Source organism: Brasilonema sennae CENA114 (genome assembly GCF_006968745.1).
Lineage (GTDB): Bacteria > Cyanobacteriota > Cyanobacteriia > Cyanobacteriales > Nostocaceae > Brasilonema > Brasilonema sennae.
In genome coordinates, this window is the sequence record NZ_CP030118.1 from 5,898,074 (window position 1) to 5,921,382 (window position 23,309).

Annotated in this window: 18 protein-coding genes; 8 read left to right on the forward strand and 10 right to left on the reverse strand. The window is 42.1% G+C overall.

Features of this window, described 5'->3' with window-relative positions; all coding sequences use genetic code 11:
* Positions 1-8: 8 nt before the first annotated feature.
* Together DP114_RS35830 and DP114_RS24705 are read right to left on the reverse strand one after the other, a co-directional pair.
* The gene (locus tag DP114_RS35830; RefSeq protein ID WP_256379282.1) at positions 9-137 is read right to left on the reverse strand and encodes a hypothetical protein; all 129 of its coding nucleotides are present in this window, start codon (positions 135-137) and stop codon (positions 9-11) included.
* 143 nt (positions 138-280) lie between these two features.
* Positions 281-694, reverse strand: a complete 414-nt coding sequence (locus DP114_RS24705) for an ArsR/SmtB family transcription factor (RefSeq protein ID WP_169266338.1) — start codon at positions 692-694, stop codon at positions 281-283.
* Between the two features lie 133 nt (positions 695-827).
* Between DP114_RS24705 and DP114_RS24710 the strand changes: the two genes are divergently transcribed.
* The gene (locus tag DP114_RS24710; RefSeq protein WP_171977380.1) at positions 828-3,614 is read left to right on the forward strand and encodes a heavy metal translocating P-type ATPase; all 2,787 of its coding nucleotides are present in this window, start codon (positions 828-830) and stop codon (positions 3,612-3,614) included.
* Positions 3,615-3,774: 160 nt separating this feature from the next.
* Here DP114_RS24710 and rppB read toward each other — a convergent pair whose 3' ends face one another.
* The 3 genes from rppB to DP114_RS24725 form a co-directional block, all read right to left on the reverse strand.
* Entirely contained in the window at positions 3,775-5,160 is a 1,386-nt protein-coding gene (rppB, locus tag DP114_RS24715) for a two-component system sensor histidine kinase RppB (RefSeq protein ID WP_171977381.1), read from the reverse strand.
* A complete protein-coding gene (gene rppA, locus DP114_RS24720) occupies positions 5,150-5,851 on the reverse strand; it encodes a two-component system response regulator RppA (protein ID WP_171977382.1) in 702 nt (233 codons plus the stop codon). The genes rppB and rppA overlap by 11 nt, the downstream gene beginning before the upstream one ends.
* Before the next feature lie 99 nt (positions 5,852-5,950).
* Entirely contained in the window at positions 5,951-6,325 is a 375-nt protein-coding gene (locus tag DP114_RS24725) for a transposase (protein ID WP_172195129.1), read from the reverse strand.
* Positions 6,326-6,722: 397 nt separating this feature from the next.
* Here DP114_RS24725 and gntT point away from each other — a divergent pair, with 397 nt between their 5' ends.
* Positions 6,723-8,096: a guanitoxin biosynthesis MATE family efflux transporter GntT gene (gntT, locus tag DP114_RS24730; RefSeq protein ID WP_171977383.1), complete on the forward strand. Its 1,374-nt coding sequence runs from the start codon at positions 6,723-6,725 to the stop codon at positions 8,094-8,096.
* Positions 8,097-8,303: 207 nt separating this feature from the next.
* Entirely contained in the window at positions 8,304-9,263 is a 960-nt protein-coding gene (locus tag DP114_RS24735) for an SMP-30/gluconolactonase/LRE family protein (protein WP_171977384.1), read from the forward strand.
* A gap of 239 nt (positions 9,264-9,502) precedes the next feature.
* On the opposite strand, the gene DP114_RS24740 is transcribed toward DP114_RS24735, so the two are convergent.
* Together DP114_RS24740 and DP114_RS24745 are read right to left on the reverse strand one after the other, a co-directional pair.
* Complete coding sequence (locus tag DP114_RS24740) at positions 9,503-9,844, reverse strand: DUF5615 family PIN-like protein (RefSeq protein WP_169266344.1); 342 nt, start codon at positions 9,842-9,844, stop codon at positions 9,503-9,505.
* A complete protein-coding gene (locus tag DP114_RS24745) occupies positions 9,844-10,167 on the reverse strand; it encodes a DUF433 domain-containing protein (RefSeq protein WP_169266345.1) in 324 nt (107 codons plus the stop codon). Before DP114_RS24745 ends, DP114_RS24740 begins: the two co-directional genes overlap by 1 nt.
* Before the next feature lie 208 nt (positions 10,168-10,375).
* Here DP114_RS24745 and DP114_RS24750 point away from each other — a divergent pair, with 208 nt between their 5' ends.
* Positions 10,376-11,821: a hypothetical protein gene (locus DP114_RS24750; RefSeq protein WP_216669935.1), complete on the forward strand. Its 1,446-nt coding sequence runs from the start codon at positions 10,376-10,378 to the stop codon at positions 11,819-11,821.
* Between the two features lie 522 nt (positions 11,822-12,343).
* Here DP114_RS24750 and DP114_RS24755 read toward each other — a convergent pair.
* The 3 genes from DP114_RS24755 to sbcC all read right to left on the reverse strand — a co-directional run bounded on the left by DP114_RS24755 (position 12,344) and on the right by sbcC (position 16,199).
* The gene (locus DP114_RS24755; RefSeq protein WP_171977385.1) at positions 12,344-12,676 is read right to left on the reverse strand and encodes a type II toxin-antitoxin system RelE/ParE family toxin; all 333 of its coding nucleotides are present in this window, start codon (positions 12,674-12,676) and stop codon (positions 12,344-12,346) included.
* Complete coding sequence (locus DP114_RS24760; RefSeq protein WP_169266347.1) at positions 12,660-12,950, reverse strand: type II toxin-antitoxin system Phd/YefM family antitoxin; 291 nt, start codon at positions 12,948-12,950, stop codon at positions 12,660-12,662. Before DP114_RS24760 ends, DP114_RS24755 begins: the two co-directional genes overlap by 17 nt.
* A gap of 222 nt (positions 12,951-13,172) precedes the next feature.
* Positions 13,173-16,199: an exonuclease subunit SbcC gene (gene sbcC / locus DP114_RS24765; protein WP_171977386.1), complete on the reverse strand. Its 3,027-nt coding sequence runs from the start codon at positions 16,197-16,199 to the stop codon at positions 13,173-13,175.
* A 619-nt stretch (positions 16,200-16,818) separates the two neighbouring features.
* Here sbcC and DP114_RS24770 point away from each other — a divergent pair.
* The 4 genes from DP114_RS24770 to DP114_RS24785 all read left to right on the forward strand — a co-directional run bounded on the left by DP114_RS24770 (position 16,819) and on the right by DP114_RS24785 (position 23,250).
* Complete coding sequence (locus DP114_RS24770) at positions 16,819-18,237, forward strand: tyrosinase family protein (RefSeq protein WP_171977387.1); 1,419 nt, start codon at positions 16,819-16,821, stop codon at positions 18,235-18,237.
* A gap of 587 nt (positions 18,238-18,824) precedes the next feature.
* Complete coding sequence (locus DP114_RS24775) at positions 18,825-19,730, forward strand: hypothetical protein (protein ID WP_169264637.1); 906 nt, start codon at positions 18,825-18,827, stop codon at positions 19,728-19,730.
* Positions 19,731-19,979: 249 nt separating this feature from the next.
* Complete coding sequence (locus DP114_RS24780; protein WP_246162737.1) at positions 19,980-20,903, forward strand: DUF1822 family protein; 924 nt, start codon at positions 19,980-19,982, stop codon at positions 20,901-20,903.
* Positions 20,904-20,940: 37 nt separating this feature from the next.
* Positions 20,941-23,250, forward strand: coding sequence for a CHASE2 domain-containing protein (locus tag DP114_RS24785; RefSeq protein ID WP_169264636.1), 2,310 nt, complete (start codon positions 20,941-20,943; stop codon positions 23,248-23,250).
* The last annotated feature ends 59 nt before the right edge of the window (positions 23,251-23,309 follow it).

Below are 23,309 nucleotides of genomic sequence, written 5' to 3' on the forward strand. Positions count from 1 at the left end.
GCTGACCATTATTGTCCTCCTTTTCTTCCATCCACTTCAAAGCCAGCACACGCAAGACATGAGCCATATTGCTTGCCAGCGTCGTTGCAAATCGCTTTGAACTGCTGACGTTCCTCCGAGGTAAAGAATGTTTGCACTGTAACAGCACCTGTTGTACGTCTAGTAAGGGTTATAGCTTTTTATCTAGGGAAAGTGACAGAAGCTCATGGAGTAGCCAGCGTGTTACCTTACTTGGAGACGCCGCCCAGCCAATAACACCTGACATGAACCAGGGTGCAGGTCAAACCATTGAGGATGTTGACGAATCTAAATGTTCTACCGAACAGCGATACAGGTTGACAAGATGACTGTCAGCCAAGCTGTAATAGACGTTTCGACCTTCCCGGCGGTAGTTAACTAAACGCATCGCTTTTAATAATCGCAGCTGATGACAAACGGCTGATTCCGTCATTTTCGTCAATGCGGCTAAATCACAAACACACAACTCTTGGGAAGACAAAGCTGAAAGAAGGCGCAGACGGTTCGTATCTGCCAGCACCCCAAAAACTTCTGCCATCTGTTGTGCCTTGTCTGTTGGCAGGATTTGCACTTTTGAGGAGCGTACATGCTCTAGATGTACCACATGAGTGTCACACTTTGGTGCATCAGAATTAGTGAGATTATCCAAGTCTTGCTTTGTCTTGCGCTTGTTCATGGTGTTCTTGGTAGAAAATGGTTCTCAATTTCAATAGTACCTAAAATAATAACAATTGTACAATTGAATAGTTACTCAATTGTTGTATTAGAATATTGGCAGTTAACTTTCTAGTCCTTTCTCCTTAGCTGCCATGACTCAAACCCCTTCCCTCAAGACTCAGCTTTTACAAGTTGATGGCATGGACTGTGGAAGCTGTGCCAAGACCATTGAAGCCAGTTTGCTTTCATTGCGCGGCGTAACGGAAGCTTCGGTAAGTTTTGCAACTGCAAAAGTCAAAGTTTCCTATGACACTAAGCTCTTGAGCGAAACTGAAATTAGAAATCGCATAACTGCTTTAGGTTATACGGTTAAACTGAGTGATGAAGCAAAGCCGCATAATCACACTCACTGTTGTCACAGCGACCACACCCATGTTGAGGTGGCACCTGCTAAAAAGCTACAGGCACAAATCGGAGGGATGGATTGTGGCAGCTGTGCCAAAACAGTTGAAGTTGGCTTGCAGCAAATAGCAGGCGTTTTGTCAGCATCGGTCAGCTTTGCTACGGGAAGAATGCAAGTATCCTATAATTCACAGATCCTTAGTGAGACGGCAATTTATGACCGGGTTAGAGCTTTAGGTTATACGGTTGAGCAGAGTCGTGAGGTCAAGCCGCACCATCACTCTCATTCCTGTTCTGGCAACCATGACCACGAACATGATGACCACGAACACGTTGAAGTGGCTTGTGCGAAAAAGCTACAAGTGAAAGTAAACGGAATGGATTGCGGCAGTTGTGCTAAGACGATTGAGGTCGGCTTGCAGCAAATGGCAGGGGTAACAGATGTATCGGTTAACTTTGCCACTGAACGATTGCAACTATCCTACGACCCGCAACTAATAAGTGAAGCAGCAATCTATGACCGAATTAAAGGTCTGGGATATACGGTTGAGCAGAGTCTTGAGGTAAGTGAGCGCCATAACACCCACGACGATTGCGATGACCATAACCACGCTCATCCAGTCGCCAAACCGACTCAAAAACGCGATCCAGCAGACTGGAAATTCTGGATTAGTAACCGTCGGGGACAGAGCGTAATTTTAGCGGGAGTAGGGTTAATTCTGGGCTTACTGGCGCAATATTTAGCGCTTCCCGTCTGGATAGCACGAGGTTTTTATGGCATTGGCATCGTCATTGCTGGCTATCCTATTGCACGGGCTGGTTTGTTTGAGTTGCGTTTGCGCCGCGCCGATATGAATCTGCTCATGACGATTTCAGTTATTGGGGCAGTGATTTTAGGGGACTGGTTTGAAGGAACGCTCGTCCTTTTTTTGTTCTCTTTAGGTACAACGCTGCAAATTTTTACCTTTGGTCGCACGCGCAATGCTATCAGCGCCTTGATGGATTTGACTCCATCTACTGCTACGGTTAAGCGGGGAAATCAGGAGGTGACAGTACCCGTTGAAAGTGTTCAAGTGGGGGAAATTTTGACGATTCGACCAGGACAGCGTGTGGCGTTGGATGGCGTAGTGATTTCTGGTACAAGCGCAATTGACCAATCCCCGATTACAGGGGAGTCAATCCCAGAAGATAAAGAAAGAGGCGATACGGTTTATGCTGGGACGTTGAATCAATCAGGTTTTTTAGAAGTTAAAGTCACTCATACATCTAATGATACGACCGTTGCCAAAATTATTCATTTGGTAGAAGAAGCCCAAGGAAGCCGTGCTCCCACGCAGCAGTGGGTGGATCGGTTTGCAGAGGTTTACACTCCGATTGTAATTTTGATCGCGATCGCCATTGCTGTCATTCCACCTTTGGCATTTGCCCAATCTTTTAACGTTTGGCTCTATCGGGCGCTGGTGATGCTCGTAATTGCCTGTCCTTGTGCCTTGGTCATTTCTACTCCTGTTTCAATTGTCAGCGCTATTGGTGCTGCAAGCCGACAGGGGGTATTATTCAAAGGAGGTAATGCACTGGAAACAGCCGGACGTCTGACTAGCCTTGCCTTTGATAAAACTGGCACCCTTACGCAAGGTTTACCCGTTGTGCAGGAAGTTTATGACCTTGGGAACGTAAGTACAAATGTGGTATTACAGATTGCAGCTTCACTGGAACAACTCTCAGAACATCCACTAGCGAAGGCAATTGTGGCAAATGCTCGCTTAGAAGGGATAGACTTAGAAACACCTGTTAACTTCACAGCGTTACCTGGTAAAGGCATTCAGGCAAAATTTGGTGAAGTTTTATACTTTGCTGGCAATCGACGCTTATTCACAGACTCTGGTATTGGTTTGTCGGCTGTTGCTGAATCTCTGTTGGCTGAAATTGAACAACTCGGTCAAACCCCGGTGCTGATAGGGACGACTCAAGGATTATTGGGAGCGATCGCGCTTTCGGATGGACTGCGGTTAGAAGCAACGGAGGCGGTGCGACAGCTCAAGCGCTTTGGGTTAAAACGGTTGGTGATGCTAACGGGCGATCGCACTGCTGTTGCTAAGCAGATTGCCCAAGAAGTAGGAATCACAGAGTATCGAGCAGAACTTTTACCCTCAGACAAGCTTCAAGCAATTGAACAAATGCGTGGTTCTGGGGTGGTAGGTATGGTAGGAGATGGTATTAACGATGCTCCTGCTTTAGCAGCTGCGGATATTAGCTTTGCAGTTGGTGGAATTGACATTGCCCTAGAGACAGCAGATGTGGTGCTGGTTGGGAGTGACTTGAGACGGCTTGCTTATGCAGTGGATTTAAGTCGCCGTACTGTCTTAGTGATTCAACAGAATGTCGTCTTTTCTTTGGTAACAAAAGGCTTGTTTTTGTTGTTGGGGACTTTTGGTTTTGTTGGGTTAGCGATCGCCGTCTTAGCAGACACAGGAACTTCCCTGCTTGTGACTGCGAACGGAATGCGCTTATTTAGAACCAAGACTGTTGAAGATTAGGCAATGGCACATAACCACAGCCACAGGCATCACGACTCGTAATTGTTACTGTCCAAGACCTGCACCCCGATTCGGTTCATTTTTGAGCACTATTACTTCTTGACAAATCGTTTCTGACCTTAACCTGTCAACGATGGCAACACTACTGTGAAGCAGACTTTCATGGGTTTGGGTTTGATAACGGGTTAACAGTTAAAGGCAATTGAACGATGAAGGTGCTACCTTTACCAAGTTGGCTTTGCACATGCAGGCTACCTCTGTGTGCTTCAACAATTGCTTGAGCGATCGCCAGTCCTAATCCTGATCCACCAGTGGTACGCGAGCGATCGCTATTCACCCGATAAAAGCGATTAAAAATCCGCTTTTGCTCACCAGGTGCAATGCCAATCCCCGTATCTTGAACTTCAATCACAGCATAACCGTTGTTGCATTTGAGAATGACATTTACATAACCGCCTGCTGTGGTGTATTTAATCGCATTAGCAATCAAATTAGAAAGCAGCCGTAAAAGTTGGTCTTCATCTCCCATCACATACAACGGCTGATCAGACAACACAGAAGATGTTAATTTCAAAGAAGCTGCACTCGCTAACGCGGAAAACTCTTCTATAAGGTCATGAATCAAAACGTTGAGACAGCAAGGTACCCATTGTGTCGCCAGCGTTTGCTGATCCAATCGAGATAGTAGCAGTAAGTCACTTACCAGTTCAGCGAGTCGGTAATTTTGACGTTGAATAGATGCCAGGGTATCTCGTGCTTCTTGTTCAGATAGATGTTCTATATCAAGTATAGTTTCTACTGTTGCATTAATTGCTGCTAGAGGAGTACGCAACTCATGGGAAGCATCAGACGTAAACTGTTGCATTTGTTTGTATGACCTGTCAATTGGTCGCATCGCCAACCCCGCTAGCCACCAACTAGAACCGCCAACAAGGAGTACTGTAATTGGCAATCCCAGCGCCAAAACCAATTTTAAAGCAGCCAGACGATTGTCAAGCTCTTTGAGACTACGCCCCACCTGTATATAGCCCCAAACCTGATTATCTTGAATATGCAACGGCAAAGTCTTTTGATTATAACGATTGCCTTGCGGGTCTTTGAGTGTTTGCCACACTTTTGTTTGCACAATCGCTGGTAATTCGTGAGGTTGGAAACCAGCCACAGCAATTAAGCGTCCTGAAAGATTGACAAAACGGATGTAATATTGCTTATTTTTGTAAACAGGACTAAAAAGACCGTGTTCAGGAAGTGTATGTTGGCTTTGACCAAAGATTTTTTCAGTAGGGCAGCTAGACTCAACTAGACAAATATTTGGTAGAACCTGTTGGAAAACTGGCTCCATACGACCAGGTTTTTTCAAAGTCGGTTCAATCACATCATGTAGTGTGCCTGAGACAGACTCTAGTTCTTGGTTGATGGAAAACAAGTAAGCGTCAATAATGACCTCATAAACGACGAAACCGCATACAGTCAAAATCAGACCCATTACTACTGCATACCACAGAGCAAGGGAGGTGCGAGTCTGACGAAACAGTCTAATTTGCATCACTGGAATTGAAACGATAGCCCATACTGGGAACGGTTTCGATAAAACCATCACAACCATGTTCTGACAATTTACGTCGCAACAGTCGAATTTGAGCCGCCACCACATTACTAACACGTTCCGCATTCAACGTATAAAGATGGCTCAAAATTTGTTCGCGGCTAAGAATTTGGTTGGGATGTTTCATGAAGTATTCGAGCAAATGAAATTCTTTCTTGGTTAAAGAAATGACCTGACTATCACCATTAGGGTGTTGATAGCAAACTGTACCACTACCATAATCTAAAATAAAACTACCAACTTGAAGTTGTTGAGGCTGAAACTGGGGCGATCGCCTTTGCAATGCACGCAACCGCGCCAGCAATTCCGCCATCCCAAACGGTTTAACCAAATAATCATCAGCCCCTGCATCCAGTCCAGCTACCTTATCTGCCATACTATCTTTAGCTGTAAGTATCAGAACGGGTAAAGGATTGCCACGAAGCCGTAATCGCTTGCAGAGTTCTAAACCCGAGATTCCTGGCAGTAACCAATCAAAAATTGCCAGTGTATATTGTGTCCATTCGTTCTCCAGGCAAATCCAAGCTTCAGTACCGTCTAAAACCCAGTCAACAATATATTTTTCCTTGCTCAATTTTCGCGCTATTGACGCGCCTAGATCTGGCTCATCTTCAACTAGGAGAATTTTCATAACGAGCAGAGATACCTTTGAAGTTTGTTCATCAATAAACTCTAAGCGTAGTCACACTAAGTAAGTGGGCGGGGAAATTTATAACTATGTAACGAAAACTTAACCAGAGCGATTAGAGTTAAACCTGATACGTTGTGTACTGTAGTTACCTTTTTCCCCCCTAGCTTTGATACCATCAATCACGGCATAAGCGAGGTCTAACTCATCATTGAATATTTGCCCACATAGTTCATCTTTTTTAAGGTGCTGCGACTCCAATTCAATTGGGTTCATCTGCGAACAGTATGTAGGCAAAAAAAAGATGTACAAACCCATGTGTTCCCACTTTGACCATAACTTTTGGGCGTCTTTACATCGGTGTATTGATCCGTTATCTTGTACAATTACTCTGATGCGTCCAGCGTTTTGAGCTTCTTGGGCTTCTTGTTCCATCATTTGGATGTAGGACTTGCGGTCAACCCCACCGATGACCAAACCATAAACAAAGCTAATTAAAGCGTTTTAGTAGCTCACTTTTGTTAAAATTGAGGTCGCGATGATCGCCTCTAAAAGAGCTTGTTCAGTATGTTGTCAATGGATAACTTTTTTTATGTAAAGATGAGCTTAATATAGCAGAGATGATAAAGTCCCAGCCAGTTAGCCAGATAATCAACTCAGGAGTTATCTGTTCTATGATTTTCTGTGACGAGCAGCACAGCTTAAAGGATAAAGACTGATCGTATAACTGATTGAGGGTTGAACAGTTTTGCCACTGTAACTCAGCTTTAAGATGTTCCCAAAATTGTTGTATGGGGTTCAGTAGTGGAGATAATGGTGCTAAAAAGATAGGGATAATCTTCTCTTGAATGCAAACAAGTTTAGCGGAAAATTTATGGCTTTTGTTAACCTCACGAGTGAACATGATGCTAAGTTTGATTTTTTAAATCGCTTTTGCCGATTAGCAACTGTCAATATTCTTTCAGGTATCATGGTACCTCTAGCAGGGTTAGTCGATGTGGCATTTTTGGGACACTTGACTGAAATCCGTCACTTAGCAGGAGTCATCCTGGCTACGATCTTGTTTGACTACCTCTACCGCGTTTTGAAATTCATACGCTCTTCAACCAATAGTATGACAGCGCAAGCCGTTGGACGAGAGGATTTCAACGCAATGATGCTAGTGGGACTGCGAAATGGGTTAATCGCTTTGGGAATAGCCGCACTAATTCTGATTTTCCAGTACCCCATAAGAGAACTGGGATTTACCCTATTGAGTGCAAATTCAGAGGTAAAAGATGCAGGTGTTGCTTATTTCAATGCTCGAATCTGGGGAGCACCTGCAGTTTTGCTAAACTATGTTTTGATTGGTTGGTTTTTTGGGCGGGAGATGAATAGCTTCGTATTGGTGATGTCCCTGATTGGTAACGCAGCAAACGTTGTGCTGGACTACGTAATGATTATCAATTGGGGTTGGGAAACTGCTGGGGCTGGATTAGCAACAGCTATTAGCCAGTATTTGACGCTGTTGGTCGGTCTGACGTTTGCGTGCTTTAATATCAAATGGCAGGATTTCCCGGCTGTTCTTCAAAAGGTTTTGGATTGGCAAGCCTTAAAAGCCTCCTTTGCCTTGAATGGAAATATACTTATCAGGTATTTAACTTTTATTACAGCTTTAGCCGTGTTCACCAATTTGAGTTCGTTAATGGGGACAACAATATTGGCTGAAAACGGTTTACTATTACAAGTTGTGACTTTAAGCGTTTTCGTCATTCAGGGAGTCGGACATGCTACCCAAAGTCTGACGGGTAAATTTAAAGGTAAAGGTGATTCCAAAAGGTTATTGCCACTTATTATAGTTGCAACGCTGACTAGTTTGTTGTGTGCACTTCCCTGGGCAATAGTATCTATCGTCTTTCCAAAAACAATATTTGGATTATTAACTAATCATGCTGAACTCACCAATGACATTGATAAGTACACTCTCTGGTTACTACCTGTGTTAGCATTTGCTGCGATCGCTTTCATGCTAGAAGGATATTTTATTGGTTTAGCAGAAGGCTCGACTCTACGTAACTCTTCCTTAACTGCCCTTGGGGTTGGATTTATACCCTTAGCTTTTGTTGCTTGGTATTTTCATAGTAACCATATTTTGTGGTTAGCTCTTTGTTTGTATATGATAACCAGCATGGTGATACTGGTGATACAGCTGCCAAGAACGTTTCACAACTACGATACTCATCATCAGCAGATTGCAACGGAAACATAACCTCAAAGCATTTGTCTATTATTAGACGCATTGCCCAATCTTGCTAAATCAATAATCGCATCCAATACGGTTGGTGATAAGCACGCTTAACATAAACCCGGTTTCTTTAAGAAACCGGGTTTTTCTGAGCAACAATTACGTTAACCGAACCCTTGATTTTTCTTCTCTGGTTTGAGATTGTTAACTAAAGTATACGTAAAAAAACTGATGTCAAGATTAAAGTTTATTTTACTGTTCGTAGTCGTAGTAGTCTCATTGATTACTTTCGATTTTGCTAGCACCCAAGCTAAGGTTATCAGTCTCAACCGCTATATCCTTCCTGGAGAGAGGGTTTTTCCAGAAGGTATTGCTTATCAACCCAAAACCAAAGACTTTTTTGTCAGCAGCACCACAGACGGCACAATTTTTCGAGGAAATCTCCAACAGGAGTCAGCGGAGGTGTTCTTACCCGGTGGTGCTGATGGGCGCACAACAGCCATCGGCTTAAAAGTGGACGACAAAGGTCGTTTGTTTGTAGCAGGAGGCAATACTGGTCAGATATTTGTCTACAATACTCACAGTGGCGAACTACTCGGTCAATTTAAGAACCAAAAGGCTTCTACATTCATCAATGATGTTGCTATTTCCCCAAATGGAGAAGCCTATTTCACTGACTCATCTGATCCAACTTTATACAAAGTTTCGATTAATGAGGCAAATGAAATTCAGTTTGAGGCTTGGCTCGATTTTACTGGTACGAGTCTAGAGTACCAGTCAGGATTTAACCTCAACGGTATCGCCGCAAGCAATGACGGTAAGTACCTGATAGTTGTGCAGTCTAATACAGGAAAGCTGTTTCGTATCGACATTGATAGCAAGCAAGTCACCGAAATTGATTTAGGTGGTGAACGACTAACCAACGGCGATGGTATCTTGCTCTCGCGCGGTAAAAAGCAAATTTTGTACGTTGTGCGTAATCAGCAAAAGCTGATAGTCAAAGTTGAACTAGAAGAGGATTTTTCCCGAGGGACTGTTGTCTCTAGCACGACTGATCCGTCGTTGGCTTACCCGACTACTATTGCCCAAGTTAGGAAGCAGCTGCTAGTTGTCAACTCTCAATTTGATAAACGTGGATCAGGATTGACAGCTGAGTTACCATTTACTGTTTCGAGTATTTCTAGTCCTTAAATCAGTGAACAGTCAACAGTGAAACTGATGACTGATAACTGATAACTGGTAACTGTTAAATCAACAATCGCACTTGTGAACCACTCTGTGTTTTACTCACTTCAATGCGGGCTTGAAAGGCTTCTTTGAGGTGAGGCATATGAGTTACGGTTAAGATACAGGTAAAATCTGCGATACGCTCTTGGCGTCTCTTGCTTTGGGCGATCGCATCTTAGTGCATCGTCTACACACAATCTTGTTCATCTCGCAGGACGCACCACACTAACCAACTTACCAGCCAAAGGTTCCCCTGCCAAAATAGCTGCATTAATTCGCTTTGCTAATCCACTTCTATCTACATCATCCGTACAAATAATAATACCAGCATGACTGGGTACATAGCGATGCAAACGTTTGAAGTCTCTGCGGTTTAGGGTTAAAACAACACGCTCGTTACTACTTGCAAATGCGAGAACTTCATCATCAGGTATTTTTAAATTAGCCTTTCGTGCTTCTTGGACGGTAACAACATCATGCCCCAAATCGCGTAAATGCTCCACAACCTCATAGGGAAACTGTTCATCTGCATACAAACGAGCCATTATTCTTCATTCTCCCGAATGGCTGTTGTTATTTCCTCTGGATATACTGTGGCATAAACCCAAGCGTTGGCTAAGTCTGTCGCAGATAAAGTTGGATAGTCTTTCAAAAGTTGAGCTTCGCTAATACCTAAATTACGAGCATTAACTAACACCCAAACAGGAATGCGGGTTCCACTAATACAAGCATCTCCACCACATACACCTGGGGTTTTCTCGATTCCACGCCAAGCATTTCCTAAACTTTGGGCTAATATCTGAATCGCCTGTGCTTTTTCGTTTGGTGTTAAGGCAAGTAGTTCTGGTTCCAACTTTTGTAGCGTCATAGCATTACTACGAACCTAAAAAGACTATATCTGAATATTCTAACCCATGCCCAATATGCTTCCCCACTAGAGTAAGTCTCATAAGCCCGCGTCCCGGAGATAGCAAGACATTGTTAAAGCCGTGGCGATCGCTAGGAACTTCCGCAGGTGAGCGTACATCTAAGTTACCATACTGAACAAATGGTAAAAAATCAGTCGTTCTCAGGTTATGTACGAAGCTTTCATTGATTTAGATGAATTAATAGTGCGTTGTAGAGATAAGCAAGCAAGGAAGTTTATCAAAGAAGCAGTAGCTTGTTATAGAGCAGGGGCATACCGTTCTTGTATTGTGGCAATATGGAATGCAGTAGTATTTGATTTTCTTCATAAACTGAGAGAATTAGAGCTTTTAGGAGATAAAGAAGCATCAAAGTTATTGGAACAATTTGAAAAACTGAGTTCTGAAAAAAAGGTCAAAGAGCTTTGGCAGTTTGAGTCAGATATTCCCAAAAAAGCGCTCAAGCCTTTTGAATTAATCTCGACTGTTGAGATGTCAGATATTGAAAGATTATTTGAAGATAGAAGCCGATGCGCTCATCCCTCAATGACATCTTTGGAGGAACCATTTGAGGCGACAGCAGAATTAGCACGCTATCACTTAAGAAGTGCTATTACACACCTTTTAGAAAGACCACCAGTTCAAGGTCGTGCAGCCCGTGAAAGAATTTTCCAAGATATTAAGTCTGAGTATTTCCCAACAGACTCAGAACTGGCAATAAAGTATTTTCAAAAAAGTCCGTTAGCTCGCGCTCGGTTGACTCTTATTAAAGATGTTGTTCTTGGATTAACAGTCAGTTTGTTAACAGAAAATCTTCCCGAAGACGAAAAAGAACGTCAATTTTCCGCCATTCATGCAATATCAAGTATGTATCCGGAACAAACAAGAGAAATATTGAATGATAAATTGTCTGATATTATTCTCAACAGAGTCGTTGATAGCAATTGGGATAAAGTTATTGTCTACCTTGAAAATGTTAAGGTCTGGGATAGTCTTAGTGAAGCATGTCAGTTGAAGACAAAAATGTTTCTTGATAAACTTGATAGATTTGAAATACATTTGAATCATGAAAAACGATTATCTCATAAAAGTATAATTATTTTATTGAAATCTATACGAATAGATTTTTTGAGAGAAGATGTAGTTAAAAAACTCCAAATTTCCTTGAGACATTTACTTTCTTTAAAAGAATTCTGTAAAGATACCTTACTCGATGAGATAATAAGTCCTTTATTAGAGGAGAGGATACCAGAAGCTACTTTTGATGAATTGCTTTTAATGATACAAGAAGAAAAAAAATTATTAAATGATAAAATTGAACCTTATTTAGTAGAAAAATTACAAGTAGCTTCTCTGACAATATTATTATCATTAAAATCAAGATATGAACATAATTTATTGAATGAATGGATTGAAGCAATGTTGCAAGAAAAAGTCACAGAAGCGAGTTTAGATGAGCTACTTGCCGTGAGAGATGGATATATCCATAAAATTCCTTGGAATCAAGATGAAAAGGCGAAAGCAGGCGAATTAGATGATTTACATAAAATGGTTGAAAATATTTTGGTTCAACGTATTAAAGAGGTAGATTTTGAAGATTTACTTATAATGAAATGAAAATACAATAGTGATGATTTTTTCAAAAACTTACTTCAACCCATTCTCAAAGAAAATGTTGCCACTGTAGTAGATAAATTTATAGACTCTAGCTCTTACAAGAATGCAGCATTTCATGCTAGTCTTTTAGTTGAAGTAGCTGATTCTTTGAGTGTAGTACAATGGGAATATATTTTTAAAGGTTTTTGTGATAATAATCAGATCTATTACTCAAAAAGCTGTCCGAATATTTTTTGTTCTTTGCTCAATAAGTCTATAGAGCTTAGTGGCTCTTTGCAGCCCTATTGGATATCTTTCCGAGAGAAGCTTAACAATTTTAATGATAGTCGTATTGATAGACTAAAATTTTTAATTGATTCTTATGACGCGGTTGAATGATTTTTTTGCTGTTTTACACCTTGGATCATTAAACACTTTTTAAAATATCAGTGATTATCTATCGCACTTCACAAAGAACAACTTGGTGAATGCGATTGCGCGGAGGGCAGTGCCCTTCAGGCGATCGCAGTTCTCATTCCCTTCTTATTCTTCTTCCTCGTCAATTTCTTCACTCGTCAGCAAAGCTTGCGAACTGTGACGCACATGAAGTACAAACACAACATCTTCCCGAATTGTAAACAAAATTCGGTACTTGTTTCTTGACTTACCGTAAATCAGTTGACGGATTTCCTCGGTAAGTGCATCATTTTCTGGAGCTAAAGCGCAGCGTCGTGGCTTTTCTTGTAAAGTTGCAATAGTATCCATCAATTCCCGAAACCACTTATCGGCATAAACAGGATTTTGCTCTCTCAACCAAAAATAAGCAGCCTCAATTTCTGCATTTGCCGTTCGAGTCGTTCTAACTAGAAATGCCATACTTTTGTCGCATTTCTTGTTCAAATTCGCTCAAGGTAGTGGTTCTACCTGCTTCGACATCTTCCAATCCCTTCTTGATTCCAGCAATAGCTTCCAATTTTTCCAAAGCATCAAGCAGCTTCTGGTAAGATTCAGCATCTTGGACGACAAGTTCGGCTTTACCATTAACTGTCAGCACTACAGGTTTTCCCGTCTGCTTCATCTGTTCTAGGAATTCCAGCGTATTGCGTTTAAAGCTGGAAAGTGAATGTATATCTCGGCTAATGTTTATCATTGAGTTGATTATGCACTAAATTTGCACTTAATTTAATGCTATCCTACCCAAAAGCTTTTTCGTTGAGATAGAAAACGGTACTCAATAATACCAATTCTCTGTAAACTTGCACTTAATACTTACTCTTTCATTCTTGGCGTTCTTGGCGTCTTGGCGGTTCGTTTAAAAAACATTAAGTGCATATTCATGGAGAATTGGTATCAGATGTATAGTAATTGTTGATTAAATCATTAATCGTACTTGCGAACCACTCTGTGTTTTATTCACTTCAATCCGGGCTTGAAAAGCTTCTTTGAGATGGGGCATATGAGTTACGGTTAAGATGCAGGCAAAATCAGAGGCGATCGCATTAATCGCTGCAATCAAGCGATCGCATCCTTCTGCATCTTGTGTTCCAAATCCTTCATCCACAATCAACAATTGCAACGCCGCCCCCGCCCGCTGCGCTAATAATTTCGCCAAAGCTAAACGAATTGCAAAGTTAATTCTAAACGCTTCCCCACCAGAGTAAGTTTCATAAGCCCGCGTCCCTCTGGCGTCTGCAATCAAAATGTCCAACGTATCTATCAGCTTGGCATTTTTCTTGCTTGCCTTAGCACTCTTTCCGGCTCTTTGTGTGACAAATTGAACGTGTAACTGATTCGCACTCAATCGCGAAAGTAGTTGATTTGTCTCAGCTTCTAATTGAGGTAAGACGTTCTCAATCATCAATGCTTGGATACCATTTTTACCAAAAGCTTGTGATAGTTCCTGATATATACGGTGTTGTCGCTTTGCTTCTTGGAGTTGCTGCTGCTGTTGATCGTACTGAATTTGCAAAGTTTCCAGTTGGTGAGACTGCTGCTGCAAGCGTCCTAACTGGGCAATTTGTTCATCAAGTTGTCGTCTGCGTGATGTTATCTGCTGCTCTAATGTTTGAATTTGAGCAGATGGGTTTGCTGATTCTTCTAGCTGTTGGACGATGCTTTCGATTTGTAAATTATATCTTTGTCGTTCTGTCAATCTTGCCTGTAAAGAAACTTCTAACTCTTGCAATCTTGCTTTGAGTTGGGGATACTGCTGCTGTATACCGACAAGCTGTTGATAGCGTAATTCCCAAGCTTGAGTTTTGCGTACAGCTATACGAAGATTGTTATGTTGTTCTGACACGTAGCCAATTTCAGTCATGTGGCGCTCAAGGGCGGCGATTTGTCTGGCACATTCAGATTCAGTTGTTTCTTGCTGAATTCTGGTTTGTAATTGGGCAATTTGTGCTTCAATTTCTGGTTTTCGTGCTGCTAATTGTGTTTGACGCTTAGTTGCGTCTTTTATTTGGCTTAATCTAATCTCTGCCCATCGCCACCGCTCGACTTCGTTACGAGCAAGGGCGTGGTCTTGTTCATTATAGTTGAGTTGTTGTAAATATTGTTCGAGTTGCTGAAGTTCGGCGTGTGTGTCGTGGGCGTAGTCATTTATTTGGAGCGATCGCTCCAAGTGCTGCTTTTCGGCGACAATTTGTTGTAGCTGTTGCTCAACATCACTTGTCACTTCCAACTGTGCTGCCAATTGCCCTCTTTGTTCACGTAAGCTATCGTAAGGAGACAATTGTTGCGATATTTCTTTATATTCCTGTCTGAGAACCTGAATTTCTCTGTCGGAAACAGCCATTCGTTCTCGAACTATCCACAACTCGTCCTCTGCATCTTTGTACTCTACTTTCGTTTTGTCTACTACACGATTCCAGTGATGTTCGTCTAGAGAACGTTCGCACAAAGGACAGATAGCATTAGGGTTCTGAAGCATTTGCAGCTTTTGCTGTAATTCTCCCAGTAGTTTTTCAAAGTCCCGTTGATGCGCTTGCAAACGTTCGATCAGGTGACGTCTTTCCTGTCCTTTTTCCTGCACTCGTTGCAGATAAACTCGCTTCTTTTCCAGTTCCGAAATCTGCATTGCCACTTCGATCACTGCTTGTTGCAGTTGCGGTTGGCGTCTGTGCTGACGTTGGAGTTGGTTCTCTGTTGCTTGGAGTTGTTCAAATCGAGCCATTAAACCAGCATGAGCACGATTCAGTTGACTTTGTAATGTGACTCGTTGTTGCAAAAGAGGAGCTACTTGTAGTTGCAACTGATCCATTTGAGCAAGACGGTTGCGTGCAGCCGCAAGTTGTGCTAAAGCAGCTTCGACTTCATCTGACTTGCTCAGAGTTTGCTGGAGTTCTTGGTGTTGTTGCTGTAAAGCCGCTAGTTGTGCTTCAGCGTGTTGTAGTTGTCGTTCAATTTCGTTAATTTGTTGAGTGAGTTGTTGTTGCTTTTGTTGTCGTGCTTGTTGGGCGCGAGTGTGCTCTTCAAATTTAGCGCCCATTGCTTCTTCTTGAGATTGCAGAATTTGGTATTGATTGTACCCGGCTTTAATTTCAGCTTCTTGAGTTAGGAGTTCTTCTAAAGAAGATAGCTGATTGTCAATTGCTGAGTGTTCTTGTTGAAGGCGATCGCAATCTTGAGTCAGATTTTGATACTGCTGCCTGACAAAACTGAGTTGTTGCTCCCAATTTTGTCGCTGGTGCTGGACAACTTGCAAACTTTGTAATTGAATATTTTCAAAGGCTTGTACTTGTTGCAGTTGATTGATTTGCCCTTCTAACTCGGCTTGTTTTTGGGCAGTTGCTTCACGCTGTTGCAGTTGAGATTTTAACGAATCCAAAAGGCGCTCTAACTCTTCCGCTCTTGCTTTAAACTGACGTGAGAGTTCTTTTGCCCGTTCTTCTAATTCATCATACTGATTGAGTTTTAATAATTCTGCTAATATTTCCTTACGCTCAGTTGGTCGCTTAAGCATAAATTCATCAGCACGACCTTGACGCAGGTATGCTGAATTAATGAAAGTGTCGTAATCTAACTTAATATGTTCTAAAATTAAATCTTGCGTTGCCCTTATGCCTTTGCCAGTCAGTGCGCGAAACCCAGTAGGTGTTTGTATTTGAAATTCCAGAGCACCACTGCCACCCCGCACTCGGGTGCGAATGACTTTATATGTTTGCTGATTTGCTTCAAAGATGAAATCAACTCTAACTTCTTTTGCACCTGTATGGATAACGTCATCTTCTGAAGGAGCTCTGCTTTCACCCCAAATTGCCCAGGTAATAGCTTCGAGTAGGGAAGATTTTCCAGCGCCATTGGAACCACAAATACAAGCCGTATGTAACCCACGAAAATCTAAAGTCGTGTCACAGTAACTGAGGAAGTTTTTGAGGGTGAGTTGGATTGGAATCATTGAGGATTAGGCACCACACCTTTTTTTTAGAAGTAACAGTACAAATGCTCTTATTGCTAGTTTAGCTAGGTTATTATCATGTTTATAGTCCTTAACACTCCAATTTTACGAATGTTAACAATATAGTGAGCAAATTTTTCTTATTAGGCAAACTTCTTTTACTGTCGTCGTGGAAAATTTAATCTTTCATCAGGTTCTTTCCTCTTTCCTTGTGATAAACAATAAGTTTGTTTGATGCTTTAAACGTTTTATAATCTCAAGCAAAAAAGAAGACATGAGGATAAGGAAAAAGAGGAGCGAAATACAGAGAGTAACAGAGGGAGGGAAATTTCTCGCTTACCCGTTCCCTCACTCACCGCTAGCAACATCATAAAGAAACACCATCTCCCTTCTACCCTGTTAAGAGCGATGCACTGCGCCGCCCTGACTAGCACTCTTGCTAGTCGAAGTGGCTGGGAGCTTGTTGAAGTGTTCCCTATTCCCTGTGTTTCTTAAAAAATCAAGAATTGTTACAAAAGGTTGACTTTTTCAGTAAAACGATAAACTCATTTTGAGTGTTAATTTAATAGCGCAAAACTAGAGATTTTGCAATTGGTAAATAGGACTTAGCAAGTAACTTATGCAGATTCGTCGCAATATTTACAGGATATTAGAGAGTGGTGGCTCAGAAATTGCCGCATATCGTAGGGGTGTGGAGGTGATGAAAGCCCGTTCCAATGTCAATCCAAACGATACAACTGGATGGATATTCCAGGCAAACATTCACGGCACTTCACTGAGGAATCCTACCTTTAATCAATTTTGGAATCAATGTCAGCACCGAAGCTTCTTCTTCTTGTCTTGGCATCGGATGTATATTTACTTTTTCGAGCGAATTGTGCGATCTGCTTCAGGAGATGCTAAGTTTTCACTTCCCTACTGGAATTATTCTGAGCGAAATCAGAGTGTTTTACCAGAGCCGTTTCGCATTCCTGCAAATAGTTCAAATACGTTGTATGTGAGTCAGCGGAGAAACCAAATCAATCAAGGGCAAGCACTACCAGCAAACTCGGTTGACTATAGACGTGCATTAAGCTTTGTAAATTTCTTCTCCGATATAGGTTCTTTGGCTCCTTCCTTTGGTGGAGGCGTAGTGTCTGGACCAATACAGTTTGCTAATCCTAATGTTACAGGACAAATGGAAAACCAGCCTCACAATGTCATTCATGGGGATATAGGAGGAGGAGGTTGGATGAGCGATCCTTTGTTAGCCGCTCGTGATCCAATTTTCTGGCTACATCACTCCAACATTGATCGATTATGGGAGCAGTGGTTGAACCAAGGTCAGGGTCGTTCTAATCCAGTCAATAATTCAACATGGATGAATAGTAGGTTTATCTTCTTTAATGAAAATGGTCAAAGACAGGAAATGTCAGGTAAAGATATCTTAGATACAGCTTCACAGTTGGATTATGTTTACGACGATAAGCCGATGACTCCACCTCCTCCACCACCTACCGTGTCATTTATTGCACCACGCCCAAGTCAGCCTCAATTCCTTGGATCTACACCTGAAGGAAAAGTTATTCAGTTAACAGCAAATGCAGCTGAGTTTTCAATTTCTCCCATCCCACAAAGAGCAGCATTCACTGCCTTACCAGTGGAAAAGCAGAGAGTTATGCTTGTCTTTGAAGGTATTGAATATGACAAGCCCCCTGGCGTGAATTATGAGGTATACCTCAATCTGCCGGATGATAACTCAGCACCATTACAAGAGAATTATGTTGGAACCATAGGGTTGTTCGCAATGGAACCTCATAATCACTCACATGCTGAAGAACACTCTGAACACCAACACATGGCTCACGAACATGGCAACCATGACGCTGCTGAGAAGCATCCAAAACCGACAGTTGTCTTGGAAGCAACTAACGTTGTGGAGGCGCTACAGCAACAAGGTAAATGGTCTAATCAATTCCGGATTACGTTAGTGACGACTTATCAAGACAAGCCACTTTCCGAAGTGCGCTTCCAGAAAATTTCTGTTTATACTTTCTAACTTGAGGAGTAAAGGTGAAGACAGTTTTTGTCTTCACCTTTCTTTTTAGGTGATATTTTGCACCATTACAAGTAAATTACTCAAAAGTTAGTTCCAGTGTCAAGAACTAGGGGTGTAAGGGTGTAGGGGATGTAGTTAGTGGGCAAAAGATGTGGGACTTGTACAAGCAAAATAAGCAACTTTATCAGTTCAAATATTAATTTTTGTAAAAAAACACATAATTACTGGCGCTATACGTGGAGTTACAATCACAGGATTATGATTCGAGCTTACAACGTACCTTGGTTCACCAAACCCGATAAAGGACTGGGGACAAGGAAAGTGTGTAAGACACAAGACGCACGCAGCAAAGACAGTGAAGGTTTAACGAACCCATTCTCTAACTTACTTTTCACGGTTCATCTTAAAAGCGGCTTTAGGATCAAGGGGTAAAGGCTGCCCTTTTCTCTTTAACCTTTGTCGTTTAACTATATGACGTGAAAAGTCAGATTATCTGAGCATGGGGTTGTTGAAGCAACGTTTTCTAACCTCTAAACCGCAGCAACCTCTAGTTAAAGAGTTGCAACGAGAGTGCTACTTTCAAGACTATGGATAAACGACTCGAACAACTAGTAACAGAGGTGCAACAGCACGCTCCTCACACTGAGGGGCGACAGTTAGTCTTGACACAGTTGGTTGATGAAATCCTGCGATCGCGCAAAATTTGCCGTCCACTAGGAAATCAACCTCTATTTGGCGTTTATCAAAAAATTTACGAACAAGTCCGACAGCAGCTGTTGTGTAACATTGATGAACAAATCAACCAGTACAATCTGAAACAGACAAATGTGAGGATATGGACTAATAACCTACGGAATCAAGCTTTTAGAGAAATCCTGGATGATGTTCAACTGAAACATTTAGCACTCTTCGCTCAACGTCACCCACCTCATACTGAGTTGCGTCAGTATGCTCTAGGAGAACTAGTTGAGGCAATTCGGCTTTATGGTAGGCTTTGCCATCCTCATAGAGAAAGATTTTCTCCTCAGTTTTATGAACTACTTTATGACGAAGCAGTTAATAAAACTTTGACCTATGTCTGTCAAAAAATTGACTATTATGATCCAGAAAGAGGTGAGAAAAAATTTATGAATTGGGTGAATTTTAGATTAGATAAAATTCTATTAAAAACCTCTCAGCCATTTGACCCAAAAAATATCATTACATTGCCTTCCTTTCTTGATTTAGAAGCCTTTGCTCAGCCAGAAGAAACAACGCATTTTCTGTATGAAAATCTTCGCGAGTACTTAGAAAAAGACTATGAAAATATTTTTAAAAAGGCACATATAAAAAATAGACCAGATGCAAACTTTTCTACAATAGCATTGGCAAGATTATCCGGAGATAATTGGCAAGATATTTCCAGAAAATTGGGAATTCCACTGCCAACTTTGAGTAGTTTCTTTCAACGTTGCTGCAAAAACTTTCGTCCAAACTTCAAACAATATATATAGAACAGGTAAGAAGGAGAGGCTGATGGGAAGAAAGGAAAAAAGGAGTGTGGGAGTGTGGGAGTGTGGGAAAAGAGTTATTGAGTATTAACTTTTCTCTCCCTCTCTCCCTCCCTCTCTCCCTCTCTCCCTCCCTTTCTCCCTCCCTCCCTTTCTCCCTCCCTTCCTCAAGAGTGTTTCTTCAGAGTTAAGCGTTCCCTGTTAAGCGTTCCCTGTATTTCTTGAAAGTTCAATCCATTAGAGACAATTAGTATGAACGTTCCTCAATCAACCATGAACCCTAAAATTGAGTCCTGGACTTTCGCTGTTCCGCTTGCTTTATCAGCTCATTCACGAGCAGAACAGTTTCGACGTTACCAAGTCAATCCTCAAAAAGCCAAACAAGTTTATCTGAATACTCTGGCAGTGTATGCAGTGAATTTTTATCTACAGTGCCGAGGATTTGAAACGGACTGGGAGACAAGCGACAGTTGCAACCCTGGAATGCAGATGCTGATGGATGTTGCCGATTTAGTGGTGAAAAATCGTGGTAAATTGGAGTGTAGACCAGTGTTACCTAATACAGAAGTTGTCTGTATTCCCGCAGAAGTCTGGTCAGAACGGATTGGCTACGTTGCAGTGCAGCTTTCTGAATCATTGCGAGAAGCAACATTGCTGGGATTTGTGGAAAAGGTGACATCCTTTGAGTTACCTTTGAGCCAGTTGCGATCGCTCGAAGAATTGCCCAGACACTTGAATCAAATTAGACCCGCAATCAACCTAAGCAAATGGTTTGAGAATATTTTTGAAGTTAGTTGGCAAGCCTTAGATGCCATTTTAGATCCAAAAGCAACTCAGCTCTCCTTCAGCTTTAGAAAAGCTGTGGAAGTTAAGCGGTGCAAGCTGATTTCATTGGGAACGCCGAATCAAGCAGTCGCTATGATTGTAGCAATTAGCCAAGCATCTGAGGTGGAAATAGACATCAGCGTGGAAGTGCAACCCCCACAAGGTTATACATATCTACCCTCGAATTTGCAACTCATAGTGCTTGATGAAAATGGAGAAGCAGTCATCAATACCCATGCAGGAAGTGACAATCAAAGTATTCAATTAGAGTTTAGTGGGGAGCCAGGAGACAGTTTTAGTGTTAAAGTTGCTCTTGGTGATGTCAGCGTCACAGAAAATTTTGTCATTTAGTTGTGCTTTGTCTTTTGTAAAAAACGACTAATGACCAATGACTAAATTAATTGTCCTCAAATTAGATGGTGATTTCCAACAGGGCTTTCGAGTCACGCTAGAAATTGGCGCGGAAGGTGAACGTCCTGAAACAGAAATTACTGGGAAGTTGCCAAGCGCACCCGAACTTGTCAAACAGTATAGTGGTTGGCAAGCAACTTATCGCAGCTTGGGAAAGGTGACTCGTGAGCTAAAAACTAAACGAGTCAGAATTGATGGTTCTTTAAGAAAGCTTAGGGATGAGTGTCGCACTCAAGCCAAAGAGTTAAGCGATCGCCTCAATAGTTGGCTCAAAACAGAGTCCTTTTTCTCCATTCGCGAGAAGTGGCTAGAAAGAGTCAGCACATCCGAACCTGTACGGGTGCTAATTTGTACCGAACACCAGCAGGTATGGCAGTTACCTTGGCATCATTGGGATTTGTTAGAGCGCTATAAATTTGCGGAAATTGGACTCGCTACTCTGGAGTACGCACCACAGGAGCAGAAGTCTATCCATGAAAATAAAGTGAGAATTCTAGGGATTCTGGGCAATAGCGAAGGCATTAAAGTTGAGGAAGACAAACAACAACTAGAGAATTTACCTGGTGCACAAACCACCTTTTTGGTGGAACCACAACGTCAAGAGTTAAACGATCAGCTTTGGGAGCAACACTGGGATATATTATTTTTCGCAGGGCATAGTCAGACTGAGGGTGAAAGGGGGCGGATTTATCTCAACCAAAGTGATAGCTTTTCCCTTGACGAACTCAGATATGCCTTACAAACAGCAGTGAGAGGTGGGTTGCAGTTCGCAATTTTCAACTCTTGTGATGGTTTGGGATTAGCCTGGGAGTTACTACATCTGCACATCCCACAAATGATAGTCATGCGGGAGCCAGTACCAGACAAGGTAGCACAAACATTTTTGAAGTATTTTCTGCAAGCATTTGCCAGTGGGAAGCCTGTGTACGAGGCGGTACAAGAAGCGCGACAACGACTGCAAGGTTTAGAAGATGAATTTCCCTGTGCTAGTTGGTTACCAGTGATTTGCCAACATCGGTCAGCTGTACCTTTCACATGGGAAGAGTTACGCGCATCTAAAACACCAGTTCCCCTGACACAACTTTCTCGCCCAAGAGTGTCCTTGTGGCGTCGTGCTCAAACAATTTTGGCAGCAAGTTTAGTTGTCACCAGCTTAGTTATAGGAGCGCGATTGCAGGGGATACTGCAAAATTCGGAGTTAAAGGCTTATGACACAGTTATGCGACTGCAACCACATCCAGGAATACAGGACAAGCGCATTCTTGTTGTTACCGTTAATGATGACGACGTGAAACAATTTGGCAAGCCACTGAGTGACCGAACGGTAGAGCAGCTGTTGACGAAACTAGAGAAATATCAACCAAAAGTCATCGGTCTGGATATTTATCGAGATACTCCTCAGAAAGAAGGTTGGGATAAGTTAATTGAACGTTTACGAAAGAGCGATCGCACTCTTGCAATATGTCAAGTTGGTGAGTCCAACGGTGCGCCTGCAATTGACCCTCCTCCTCAAGTTCCCCCAGAACGTTTGGGCTTCAGTGATGGTTTTATACACGATCCACCAAATGACACTATACGTCGCTATACTTTGGTTATGGATCGATCAGCGGAATCACCTTGCACAACACCCTACGCTTTCAGCTTTCAGCTCATACGCCATTACCTTCCCGCCACTACGCGCTATGAGTTTAACCCAGGTAAAAACCTATCCATTAATTCTATTGTCTTTGATGTATTGAAACCTTATTCTGGGGGATACCAACTACCCCACACTGATATGCTAGGTTATCAATTACTAATCGATTACCGTTCGCCTGATCGATTTTCCCAAGTCTCGCTGACACAAGTTCTGAACGAGCAAGATTCTGATTTGCTCAAATTGATTAAGGATCGCATTGTCCTAATTGGTTATGTCGGTGCAAGTACTAAAGACAAGCACCTGACACCTTTAGGGAAAATGCCAGGAGTGATTGTTCACACTCAAATGGTCAGTCAAATTCTCAATGTTGTCTTGGATCGTAGACCTTTGTTGTCGCCTTGGTCATCATTAAGCAACACAGTATGGGTTTGGGGCTGGTCGATGGTTGGAGGTATTCTAACTCTTACATTCTGTTCACCACGAAATCAGGGAATCTCAATTGGAGTAGCACTTTTGGCTAATGGTTGCATTTGCTTTGGCTTTTTTACCCAAGCTGTTTGGGTTCCTTTGATTCCATCCGCACTAGCTTTGGTAATGACAGGTGGCTCGGTGGCTTATATTGTCAGGACTTATGCACGAGCAACGTAAATAAGTCCGCAGCCTACCATTGGGAAGCGATCACTGTTTTTAATAGCGTGTGTATCAGT